This window comes from Arthrobacter saudimassiliensis, assembly GCF_059090665.1.
In genome coordinates this window covers 121,047-132,651 of the sequence record NZ_JBNHFX010000005.1, presented here as the reverse complement: position 1 = coordinate 132,651, position 11,605 = coordinate 121,047, and the positions used below count along the sequence as shown (strand labels likewise).

Below are 11,605 nucleotides of genomic sequence, written 5' to 3'. Positions count from 1 at the left end.
GCCTATCGCTTCTCCGCGGTGCGCAGCAGATAGCCGACGCCGCGTTTGGTCTGGATCAGGGCCGGGGAATCGGGGTTGCGGTCGATCTTGCGCCGCAGATAGGAGATGTAGGACTCCACGATCGAGGCGTCGCCGTTGAAGTCGTACTCCCAGACATGGTCGAGGATCTGCGCCTTGGACAGCACCCGGTTGGGGTTGAGCATCAGGTAGCGCAGCAGCTTGAACTCGGTGGGGGACAGGTCGATGGCGACTCCGCCGCGGCGGACCTCGTGCGCGTCGTCGTCCAGTTCCAGGTCGTCGACGCGGATGACGGCGTCGTCGTCCTCGAGCGGCTGGGTGCGGCGGAGGACGGCGCGGATCCGGGCCACGACCTCGTCGAGGCTGAAGGGTTTGGTGACGTAGTCGTCGCCGCCGACGGTGAGACCGGTGACCTTGTCCTCGGTGTCGTCCCGGGCGGTCAGGAACACCACCGGGAAATGGCGGCCGGCGGCGCGCAGCCGCCGGGTGAGCGTGAACCCGTCCATGTCCGGAAGCATGACGTCCAGGACGGCGAGGTCGGGCGCCTGCTTCTCGACGGCGGCGAGGGCTTCACGGCCGTTGCCGGCCGCCACCACCTCAAAGCCGGCAAACCGCAGGGACGTGGACAGCAGCTCCCGGATGTTCGGCTCGTCGTCGACGACCAGGAGGCGTGCTTCGGGACCGGAAGACTTATTCACCCGCCTAGTTTCTTACATTTAGCTGGGCGTTGTCTGTAGATATTCGCTGTGATTCCTGAACGGACTCCGTGAACTACGTGCCCCCAGGCGGCCTACGCCACGCTCTTTCAGCCCGCGAGCGTACCGGAGGGTGAAACCGAGGGTGAAGTTCAGGACATCGGCAATAAGCAGCCTTATCTTTCGGCAGCATCATTCGCGAAGACACACCGGGACCCGCCCGTTGACCGGGCGCTTGAGGGTTCCGACTCAGTCGACGATGAATGGAAGGACAACGATGGCTGGACATCGCAGACGCATAGCAACCGGAGCGGCAACTTTGCTCCTCCTGGCCGGAGGGCCGGCGACGGCGGCCTATGCCACGGGGGACGCAACAGGAAGCATCGATGCTCCCTTGACGTACCCGGATCCGAAGCCGGAGGACCCGAAGCCGGAGAAGCCGGAGCATCCGAAGCCGGAGGACCCGAAGGATCCCAAGCCGGAGAAGCCGGAGCATCCGAAGCCGGAGGACCCGAAGCCGGAAAAGCCGGAGCATCCGAAGCCCGAGCATCCGAAGCCGGAGGACCCGAAGCCGGAGAAGCCGGAGCATCCGAAGCCGGAGGACCCGAAGCCGGAGAAGCCGGAGGACCCGAAGCCGGAGAAGCCGGAGCATCCGAAGCCGGAGGACCCGAAGCCGGAGAAGCCGGAGCATCCGAAGCCGGAGGACCCGAAGCCGGAGGACCCGAAGCCGGAGAAGCCGGAGCATCCGAAGCCGGAGGACCCGAAGCCCGAGGACCCGAAGCCCGAGGCACCGAAGCAGGAGAACCCGGAAGATCCGAAGGCGGAGAACCCGCCGGGCCCGCAGCCGGAGCGTTCGGGCTCAGTGCCTGTTGCGGACCCGGACCTGGATCCCCGGCCGGGGCCCGAGCCGGCGGCTGTTGCCACACAGGGGACGACGCTGGCGGACACCGGTGCGGAGACGACGCTTAGGGCTGTTGCCGTCGCAGGTTTCTTCCTCATTGCCGGGGCGGGCCTCGTCCTGACCCGCCGATTCATCACCGGGCCCACCGGCTGACCTTTCCAGACGGGAGGTCCGGCGGCTGACCGCCGTCGGACCTCCGCAGGCACCGGAGGTCCCAGCGCCTTCGGTGTCGGCCCCGGGCAGGAGCCGCCCCTGAGACCGGCGCCTCCTGCCCGGGGCACCTTCATGCCCCTATATCAGGCCCCTGCTGCGTCCTTCCGCCAACGCCTGGTCGCGGTTCGCGACTCCCAGTTTCCGGTACAGGCTGCGCAGCTGGGACTTAACCGTATTGGTTGAGACGAAACCCATGGCGGCGATCTCGGCAACGGAACCGGTGCTGACCAGCGCCTGCAGCACAGCCTCCTCGCGTGGGGTCAGCACGGCGACCGGCGCGCAGCCGGCAATGACGCCGTGGAATCCGACGGGAAGTGCGACGTCGATACCGGCGTCGGAGGCGGCTGCTGACAGCCGGCACAGGTCGGGCCGGGGGAGCAGAGCTGTTGAGAGACCCAGCCCGAACCGTTCCTGGAGCGCGGCGAGGCGGGCCAGATCCAAGACTGTTCCTTCCGTATCGCCCAGCTGAGCCTTTCCCGCCGCGGACAGGCCCGCCAGCTGGACCTGCACGGCGGGTGCCCTGTCTGGGTCCTCGTCGAACCGGGCCAGCGCAGATAATGCCTCCTGAGGCTGGGCGCAGGCGATACGGATGCGTGCCGTAAGCAGCGCCGTCTCCGGTTCGGTTGCAGGCAGGCGCTCAAGCAGCTTCAGCGCCTGGGCAGGGCGGCCCACGGCAAGCAGCAGCAGCGCCCGCATCCGGGCCAGGGAGGTGTGCTCGGACTTGGCGATCGGAGGCAGGTCCCGGCGTCGCGGTTCGAGGCTTTCCAGCTGTGCCAGGGCCGCGGAGGCATCGCCGGCCAACAACTCCACCAGAGCGTTGCAGCAACGGACATACGGCCAGAACTCGTTGGCATTGGCGGCGGTAAGCAGGGGTTCAAGGGCATCCCGGGCAGCGGCAATGTCCAGGTGTTCCAAGGCAATCCGGGCCTGTGCCAGCCGGTAAGGAGTGGCGGAGTAGGAGTCGGCCGCGCTTTCGCGCCAGCCGTTCACGCAGCTCTCGAGAAGATGCCGTTCGGCGCTGCGGACGTCCCCCGCGGACGCCTGCAGCCAGGCGACCAGGGCCCAGTAAAACCCCGCGTGCTGCGCGTCGGATGCGGAGCTGAGGACCCCGGCCCGCTTCAGGGCCTCCGCGGCGCCGTGCCGATCGGCTCCCCGTCCGAGGGTGATGCCCAGCTGGGCAACGGCCGGGGCTTCCAGCGGGCCGATGCGTTCCCGTTCCGCGAGCGGCATCTGCAGATAAAGGTCCAGGCCTTCCCTGGCCCGGCGGCGCGCTTTGCCCAGGCCTCCGCGCAGGCGGAGCCCCACGGCTTCCACAGCGGCCAGCAGGAACCGCTCCGCCGCCGGCGGCGGAATGCTGCCGCGCGCACGCCGTGCCGCCGCAACAGCCGCGGCACACAGCTCCAATCCGCGTGACCGGCGGAGAGGATCCGTCATGTACAGGGCGCCGAGGGCCAATGCCGGAGCAGGCTCCTGGACGAGCAGTGGCAACGGCATCCTTTCCAGCTCCCGGCGGGTACCGGCAGGGTGTCGCTGGAGCAGCTCGATGCCGCGGCTGTGCAGGATTTCGGCCACGAGCGTCGGGTCCTCGGCCCCGACTGCGTGCCGCAGGGCCGCGGGAGGCTGCCCGGATGCCAGGTAATGAACGGCGCATCCGCGTTCGAGGTTCCGGCGTGTCCTGGCCGGCTGGCCGGCCAGGACGGCCTGCAGGCTGCGGCGCACCAGCGGAACGAGGACCGCTTCGCCATCCGCGCTGCGGGTCAGCAGTCCGTCCAGTTCGGCGCCGCGGAGCAGGCTTTCCGCAGGCGCGCCCGGACAGAGCTGCTCTGCAAGTTCGACGGATATCGACTCGGGGACGGCGATGCCGAGGCGAAACCGCTGCTGATCTCCGGGGCACGGCGGGACTATGTGGTCGGCAAGGTCCCGTGCGGCGAGGTCGAGGAACTCCTCCCAACCGGGAAAATCCCCGGACAGGTCGGCCGCCTTGATCGCCAGGTACCGCACCCAGCGCGCCGAGCCTGCAGCTGCGGCCCGCACCGACCGGAAGGAAGCGGCCAGCGGGCTGCCAAGAAGCGCCCCGGCGGTCTCCGCTTCGGTCAGAGCCAGTTCGCCGAGGCCGATGAGAGCGGTCTCCAGCTCGTGGAAGGCACGCCCGTGCTCGAGCGGGCTGAGAACGGCGGTCGAGGCAACGATGTGCAGCCCCGGCAGGGCGCGGAGGAGTTCAAGTATCGGGAACGTCTGGTCTTCGCGGATCAGGTGCAGGTCATCGATGAGCAGGAAGCGGGGAGAACGAAGGTGGGGCGGCAGGGCCAGGGACGCGGAAAGGGCACGCCCGGAGGCGGCTTCCGCACCGGCCCGGCCGAAGAGCGCAGCTTCCTCGGGAGGAGAGGCGGCTGCCAGGGCATCCAGCATCCACCGGGTGAGCTGTCGTGCGTCGCCTTGCTCCTCCGAGGCCAACGGCGCCAGAGCGAGCCAGGCGCAGCTGCCGTCGCGGGCCTGCGCCCAGTCCGCCAGCAGCGCTGTCTTCCCCGATCCTCCGTGGCCGCGGACGATGGTCAGGGCAGCAGCGGAGGCCCGGTCCAGGGCATGCAGAAGGCGATTGCGGTTGCCGGGCGCGGGCCGGTGGCGCCGCAGCCCACGCAACGGAGCAGGCTCTGCGTAAACCATCGGCCCCCCAGCTGACGGTGCATCACGCTTCTGACCAGCGACACAGTAGGGGGCTGCGCCCAAGGCGGGCTCAAGAAGCGTGCAAGCTTGCCGAAGGTTCGGCAGGAGGACACGCTGTTAGCCCGGCCGGCTTCTCACACCGCGCCGCCGGCGGCCTGCACGGGTGGGGACAGGGCCTGTCAGGCGGGTTCGCCGACGTCGGCGGCGTCCAGGATGTTGTAGGCGTAGCCCTGCTCGGCGAGGAAGCGCTGGCGCTTGGCCGCGAAGTCCTGGTCCAGGGTGTCGCGGGCGACGACGGTGTAGAAGTGGGCGGTGCGCCCGTCACCCTTGGGACGCATCAGCCGGCCGAGGCGCTGCGCCTCCTCCTGGCGGGAGCCGAAGGACCCGGAGACCTGCACGGCGACGGAGGCTTCGGGCAGGTCGATGGAGAAGTTCGCGACCTTGGAGACCACCAGGGCGCGCAGGGTGCCCGCACGGAACTCGTCGAAGAGCCGCTGGCGCTGCTTGACCGGCGTCTCGCCCTTGATCACGGGTGCGTCCAGCAGTTCGGCGATCTCGTCCAGCTGGTCGAGGTACTGCCCGATCACCAGCACCTGCTCATCCGGATGCCGGGCCGCGAGGCGGCGCACGACGTCGTTCTTCACCTCCGAGGTGGAGCACAGCCGGTACTTGTCGGCGTCGTCGGCCATGGCGTAGGCGACGCGCTCATCGCGGGGCAGGTCCACGCGGACCTCCACGCACTCCGCGGGAGCGATGTACCCCTGCGCCTCGATGTCCTTCCACGGCGCGTCGTAGCGCTTCGGGCCGATCAGCGAGAACACCTCGCCCTCCCGGCCGTCCTCGCGGACCAGGGTGGCCGTCAGGCCCAGCCGGCGCCGTGCCTGCAGATCGGCGGTCATCCGGAAGATCGGGGCCGGCAGCAGGTGGACCTCGTCATAGATGATCAGGCCCCAGTCATTGGCGTCGAGCAGCTCCATGTGCGGATACAGCCCGCCGCGCTTGAGCGTCAGCACCTGATAGGTGGCGATGGTGACCGGACGGATCTCCTTGACGGCGCCGGAATACTCGCCGATCTCGTCCTCGGTCAGCGAGGTGCGCTTGAGCAGCTCGTCCTTCCACTGCCGCGCGGACACCGTGTTCGTCACCAGGATCAGGGTGGTGGTGGAGCTGGTGGCCATCGCGGCGGCCCCCACCAAGGTCTTGCCCGCACCGCAGGGCAGGACGACGACGCCGGAGCCGCCGGCCCAGAAGTTCTCCGCCGCCAGCTGCTGGTAGGGGCGCAGGGACCAGCCCTGCTCGTCGAGCAGGATGGGATGCGGGGTGCCGTCGACGTAGCCGGCCCGGTCCTCGGCCGGCCAGCCGAGCTTGAGCAGCAGCTGCTTGAGCTGGCCCCGCGAAGCGGCGTGCACCACCACGGTCTCGCCGTCGATCCGCGGGCCGAGGAGCGGCTGGATCTTCTTCGCGTGCAGGACCTCCTCGAGTACCGGATAGTCCTCGGTGCGCAGCACCAGCCCGTGCTGCGGGTCCTTCTCCAACCGCAGCCGCCCGTACCGCGACATCGTCTCCTCGATGTCGATCAGCAGCGAGTGCGGCACCGGAAAACGGGAGAACGTGAGCAGCGTGTTGAGCACCTGCTCGGCGTCGACGCCGGCGGCCCGGGCGTTCCACAGGCCCAGCGGCGTGATCCGGTAGCTGTGCATGTGCTCCGGAGCGCGTTCAAGTTCGGCGAAGGCGGCGATGGCGTGCCGCGCCTCGGTCGAGCGCGGGTGGTCGACCTCCAGCAGGATCGTCTTGTCGCTTTGGACAATCAGGGGTCCGTCAACCATGCGTTGGGGTGTCCTCCACTAGTTCCACATCCAGGATCCGGTGCACCGACACGACGCGCTCCACGTCGCGCTCCGGGTCAAAGACGCGGATCCGGCCTTCGCTTACGGAGAGGGGAACGAATTCCTGGCGCTGCTGATTCCCCTCGCCGTCGACCAGGCTGATCCGCACGTTGTGCCGGGTGCGGATGGCCGAGCGCAGCGTCTCCAGCCCGACCAGCGGCTCGGGCTGGGAGCTGCGGACCGGTGAGCCGCCGGCGCCGCGCAGCGCGGCCAGCTGGTTGGCGAGGTCGTCATCGGTCAGTTCCCAGGGGTTCGGGCGCGGAGCCGGCTCCGGCGGCAGGTCCGGCTCGGGCCGCCGGTGAGAGCCGGTCGGGGGACGGGGCATGCCGTCGAGGGCGGGGCTGTAGCCCAGATCCCGGAGGGCATGGAGCAGCTCCTGCGGAGGGACCTTGGCAGCGAGGGCCGAAGGCCCCAGCCGGGTCAGGCCGAGGAACTCCGCCCGGGGGTCCGCGAGCAGCGCCTGGACGGCGTCGTCGTCGTCGCCGCGCAGATAGGACAGGGCGGGCCCGATCCGCAGCCGCCCGTAGCGGGAGGCCGTGTCCTCCACCAGGTAGCGAAGCGGCTGGGGGACCTCGGTGGCGGAGTGCCGGCCGAGGAATTCCAGGATGCCGGCGGCGTCCCACCCCGAGTCCAGCCCGCGGCGGAGGGAGTCCGCGGAGAAACGGTAGATCGCCGCCGGGCCCTGCCCCTCGGGGGCGGCGATGCGGGCGAGCTGGCGCGCCACCCGCGGTTCGAGGTATCCGGGGGCGACGGCGGTGAGGTCCGCCTGGAGCAGGAAGGACGTCACCGGCTCCGGGAGGGCCTCGCGGAGCTGCGATGTGGCCCGCGCGTAGTCTTCGGCCGCGACGGCGAGGCCCAGGTCCGTGACGGCGCCCGAGCCCAGCAGCCCCAGCTGGGCAGCCTCGCGCAGCATCCCGGGCACCAGGCGGGCGAAGCGGCGCTGCAAACGGGGCTGGTGCCAGGTCAGGGCGGAGATCAGTTCCTCGGCGTCGTACGCGGTCAGCGCCGCGCCGCCGTCCTCCTCCGCCCCCCGGGTGTCCGGGCCGGTGTCGGGCTCCGCGGCCGCCAGCCGGGCCAGCAGTTCAAGGATGCGCCTGCGCACCACCGGCGCGTCCGGGCGGGCCACCTCCCCGGCCAGGGCGCTGATGGCGGTTCCGCCGGGCAGCGGGGAGCCCACCAGGGACGGGGCGCGGTCCGCGTTCAGCCACGCCTGGACCAGCAGCCGCCACTGGTGTTCGCGGTCGACGGTCAGCCACGCGGTCTCCGGGGCGTCCCACCGGGAGGTGGTCACATCGAGGGAGAGCAGCCCGGCCAGGGCGGCGAGCTCCAGCAGCCAGGTGGTCACGGCGGTGTCGGTGTGCAGCGCCTCGCCGACGCGGCGCACCTCGCGCACCCCCACTCCGCCGGAGCGCAGGGTGCTGATGGGGGTCTGCCTGGCGACGGCCAGCAGTTCGGTGACCAGGCGCAGCGTCTCCGCGATGGCCCCGTAGGCGGCGTTGTCGCGCAGGGCGCGGGACACCGGCCGCCCCGCGGGCACCGGTTCGCGCAGCTGCAGCTCCGAGACGACCACGTGGCCCCGGCTGGCCTGCCCCACCGGGCGGGGCAGCTCCACGTGCAGCTGGTCCAGCGGCACCAGCAGCCCCCGGGCGACCAGCCACTCCACCGGAGCCGGTGCCGGGTTGTCGAACACGGCGCGGCTCAGGGAGGACCGGCGCCCGATGGTGCCGACGGGGGAGTACTTGAACCGGCGCAGCAGTTCAGCGGTCTGCGGCGGAGCCTGCGCCATCAGCGCGTCCCAGCCCTGCGGGTCGGAGACGAGGTGGTGCAGCGCGTGCGCCGCGGTGGAGGGGGTGTCGGCCTTCTCGATGGGCAGGCCGGCCTCGCGCAGGCCCGCCACGATGCCCACCAGCCGCTGACGGAAGTCCGGCAGCTGGGCGGCAAGCGTCGAATAGGGCCGGCCAAGGCCCGCCGGATACGCGCCCAGGGCTTCGCCCAGGACCGAGACCGGAAGGTAGAAGCGGCGGTTCGCGTCGGCCTTCGGGGCGCCGGGATGCGGGGCCGCCCGACGCAGCAAAGCCAGGGAATGGAGGCGGACCAGGATGGCGTCGAGCGCCTTGATCGTGGACCCGGCGACCATCGTCTTGAGCCACGCGGCGGTGGTGCTCAGCTGGGATTCCTCGTTGGTGGTCAGGTCCACGGCTTCGAGGACCTGCAGCTCCGGGGCGCTGAGTTTCTCAAGCGCCCGCTGCACGCTGATGCGGGTGGAGGCGCGGGCCGCCAGCGCATCGAAGTGCGGCACGGGCGGCAGCACAAGGTCCGGCCTGGCGGCAAGCAGTTCGCGCAGCTGCTGGTCACTGCGAGACGCGAGGTCTTCGGCCAAGGCACGAATCGCTGACATCAGCTTTACGTTACCCGAGACCGGATCAAAACAGAGGTCTTAGCTGCGCCGCCGACGGCGGATGCCGTCAATTACCAGCACGCCCATCAGGATGAAGGCGGCGGGCAGGGCATAGATGGCGCCGGCGGCGAATCCGGGCCACACATCGGTCCCGTTGAGGGCGCCCAGCAGGATCGCGGCAAGGCTCACCAATCCGGCCACGGCCAGCAGCCCGGCGAGGGCCGCGAAGAACCGCTGCAGCGGGGCCCGCCGGGAACGGCCCGGGGCTCCGCCGGACGGGGGGAGGGCACTGTTGCTCATGGGATTCAACGCTAGCAGCGCAGCGGCGCGGCCGCCGAACCGCCAAGGTAGGGGATGGGCCCGCGCCCGGGATATTCTAAAGGGAACAGACTTCCCCGTAGGATTCGCTGACACCGGCCGCCGTTTCGGCGCCGGGGCGCGCTGCGGGCTGAAACGACGACGGCGGGCCGCGCCCGCCGCTTTCCAACTGCTGAGAACGAGGTAATCGAAGTGCCCATCGGTAAGGTCAAATGGTTTGACGCTGGTAAGGGTTTTGGATTCCTGGCTACGGATGAGGGCCAGGAGGTCTTTCTTCATGCCTCCGCCCTGCCCGCGGGCGTTACCGAGGTGAAGCCGGGGACCCGCATGGAGTTCGGCGTCGCCGAAGGCAAGCGCGGGCCGCAGGCGCTGTCCGCCCGCATCCTCGAGGCGCCGCCGTCGGTGGCCAAGGCAACGCGGAAGAACGCCGAGGACATGGCGGTGATCACCGAGGACCTGATCAAGCTGCTCGACGGCATCTCCAACGGGCTGCGCCGCGGCCGGTACCCGGACCGCAGGCATGCCGCCAAGGTGGCCGCCGTGCTGCGCGCCGTCGCGGACGACCTCGACGTATAGGGCGGGCGCGGTTCGATGACGACTTCCACTGCTCCGAACGGCGGGGAACCGCGCGCCGCCGATCCGGCGGACCAGCCCGCTGCCCCCGCCCCCCGAAAGCGCGCGCCGCGCAGGCCCACCAAGCCCGACGCCGTCCTGGCCGCCGCTGTCGAAACGGCGCGGCAGGGGCTGCTGGAGATCACCGGCGAAGAGGAAATCGGTGCGCACGTGGGCGTGACGATCGAGGCGGACCGGCTGCTGACCCACCGGTTCGAAGCCAACCGCCGCGGATACGCGGGCTGGGAGTGGTACGCCACCCTGGCGCGCGTGCCCCGCGGCAAGGTCGCCACCGTATGCGAGGTGGGCCTGCTGCCCTCCGCGAAGGCGCTGCTGGCGCCGGAGTGGGTGCCCTGGTCCGAACGGGTGCGCCCGGAGGAAATCGCAGCGGACAAGGAACAGGCCGAGGCCGCGGCCTCCGGCGATGCTGACGCCGCCGCCGCCGCCGACGGCGCCGACGTCGACACCGACGCCGCTGCGGCTGAAAGCGGCACCGAAACCCGCCACGCGCAGGCCCCCGCGGGCCCCGATGCACAGGGCGGGGAACAGGAGGACGAGTAACCCGTGACGGCACTGGATGCGGCATTGACGGAGGCGGAGCGATGATGTTCCGGTCCCTGAAGATCTTCAACTACCGCATCTGGTTCCTCGGGGCACTGGTCTCCAATATCGGCACCTGGATGCAGCGCACCGCCCAGGACTGGCTGGTGTACGACATCCTCACGGACCAGAACGCCGCGGCCATGGGCATCGTCATGGCGCTGCAGCTGGGACCGCAGCTGGTGCTCGCCCCCTGGGCCGGCCTGCTGGCTGACAGCTATGACCGCCGGCGGGTGCTGCTGGCCACGCAGCTGTCGATGGCGCTGCTCGGTGTCGGGCTCGGCGCCCTGGTCGTCACCGGCGCCGCGGAGCTCTGGCACGTCTACGCGTTCGCCCTGGCCCTGGGCGTCGTTTCGGCGGTGGACGCCCCGGCCCGGCAAAGCTTCGTCTCCGAAGTGGTCTCCGAACGGGACCTGCCGAACGCCGTCGCCCTGAACAGCGCCTCCTTCAACGGCGCCCGCATGATCGGACCGGCGGTCGCCGGGCTGCTCACCGTGGCGGTCGGCCCGGGCTGGGTGTTCATGATCAACGCCCTGACCTTCGGCGCGATGGTCCTCGCACTGGTGAACATGCGCTCCTCGGAGCTGCGCGTGCTGCCCAAGGCCCCGCCCGGCAAGGGCAGGATCCGGGCCGGCCTGCGCTACGTCCGCTACCGTCCGGACCTGATCATGGTGATGCTGGCGATCTTCATCGTGGGAACCTTCGGGCTGAACTTCGCCGTATATATAGCGTCCATGGCCCGAACGGAGTTCGGGCAGGACGCCGGGATCTTCGGGCTGCTGAACTCCATCATGGCCATCGGCTCCGTCACCGGAGCGCTGCTCTCCGCCCGGCGGGACCGGCCGCGGCTGCGCTTCGTCTTCGGAGCAGCGGGCCTGTTCGGCGCAGCATGCGCGCTGGCCGGCCTGGCCCCCAGCCTGGAGCTGTTCGCGCTGGCCCTGGTGCCGGTGGGGCTGTTCGCGCTGACGCTCATGACCAGCGCCAACGCCTACGTCCAGACCACCACCACGCCGGTCATGCGCGGGCGGGTCATGGCCCTGTACTTCGCCATCTTCATGGGCGGCACGCCGATCGGTGCACCGATCGTGGGGCTGGTCTCGGACAGCTTCGGACCCCGCTGGGGCCTCGGGGTGGCCGCCCTGTCCGGGCTGGCGGCCGCGCTGATCGGCGCGGCCTGGGCCTGGCGGGCCGAACGGCTCCGGCTGGCCTACGACCGCTCGTCCCGGCGCCGGCTGCGCCTGGTCCGGGCCCCGGAAAAGCAGCAGGGCCCGGACGCCTGACGGCATCCGGGCCCCGGTCG

General features: G+C 70.6%; 9 protein-coding genes. 4 read left to right on the top strand and 5 right to left on the bottom strand.

Annotated elements, in window-relative coordinates; genetic code table 11:
• Window positions 1-2: 2 nt before the first annotated feature.
• Window positions 3-716 (bottom strand): response regulator transcription factor, encoded by a 714-nt coding sequence (locus tag AC5RV6_RS16650; RefSeq protein ID WP_494008476.1) that lies wholly within the window; start codon window positions 714-716, stop codon window positions 3-5.
• A 391-nt stretch (window positions 717-1,107) separates the two neighbouring features.
• On the opposite strand from AC5RV6_RS16650, the gene AC5RV6_RS16645 reads away from it, so the two are divergent.
• The gene (locus AC5RV6_RS16645) at window positions 1,108-1,767 is read left to right on the top strand and encodes an LPXTG cell wall anchor domain-containing protein (RefSeq protein WP_494008475.1); all 660 of its coding nucleotides are present in this window, start codon (window positions 1,108-1,110) and stop codon (window positions 1,765-1,767) included.
• Window positions 1,768-1,905: 138 nt separating this feature from the next.
• On the opposite strand, the gene AC5RV6_RS16640 is transcribed toward AC5RV6_RS16645, so the two are convergent.
• The 4 genes from AC5RV6_RS16640 to AC5RV6_RS16625 form a co-directional block, all read right to left on the bottom strand.
• Window positions 1,906-4,467, bottom strand: coding sequence for a LuxR C-terminal-related transcriptional regulator (locus AC5RV6_RS16640; RefSeq protein ID WP_494008474.1), 2,562 nt, complete (start codon window positions 4,465-4,467; stop codon window positions 1,906-1,908).
• 203 nt (window positions 4,468-4,670) lie between these two features.
• Window positions 4,671-6,317, bottom strand: a complete 1,647-nt coding sequence (locus tag AC5RV6_RS16635; protein WP_494008473.1) for a DNA repair helicase XPB — start codon at window positions 6,315-6,317, stop codon at window positions 4,671-4,673.
• Complete coding sequence (locus AC5RV6_RS16630; protein ID WP_494008472.1) at window positions 6,310-8,775, bottom strand: helicase-associated domain-containing protein; 2,466 nt, start codon at window positions 8,773-8,775, stop codon at window positions 6,310-6,312. Before AC5RV6_RS16630 ends, AC5RV6_RS16635 begins: the two co-directional genes overlap by 8 nt.
• A 39-nt stretch (window positions 8,776-8,814) precedes the next feature.
• A complete protein-coding gene (locus AC5RV6_RS16625; RefSeq protein ID WP_494008471.1) occupies window positions 8,815-9,075 on the bottom strand; it encodes a hypothetical protein in 261 nt (86 codons plus the stop codon).
• Between the two features lie 210 nt (window positions 9,076-9,285).
• On the opposite strand from AC5RV6_RS16625, the gene AC5RV6_RS16620 reads away from it, so the two are divergent.
• Genes AC5RV6_RS16620 through AC5RV6_RS16610 form a run of 3 tightly spaced genes read left to right on the top strand, consistent with a single transcriptional unit; the run spans window position 9,286 to window position 11,585 of the window.
• On the top strand, window positions 9,286-9,669 hold the full coding sequence (locus AC5RV6_RS16620) for a cold-shock protein (protein ID WP_494008470.1): 384 nt from the start codon (window positions 9,286-9,288) through the stop codon (window positions 9,667-9,669).
• 15 nt (window positions 9,670-9,684) lie between these two features.
• The gene (locus AC5RV6_RS16615) at window positions 9,685-10,266 is read left to right on the top strand and encodes a DUF3027 domain-containing protein (protein ID WP_494008469.1); all 582 of its coding nucleotides are present in this window, start codon (window positions 9,685-9,687) and stop codon (window positions 10,264-10,266) included.
• Window positions 10,267-10,310: 44 nt separating this feature from the next.
• The gene (locus AC5RV6_RS16610; RefSeq protein ID WP_494008526.1) at window positions 10,311-11,585 is read left to right on the top strand and encodes an MFS transporter; all 1,275 of its coding nucleotides are present in this window, start codon (window positions 10,311-10,313) and stop codon (window positions 11,583-11,585) included.
• Window positions 11,586-11,605: the final 20 nt, after the last annotated feature.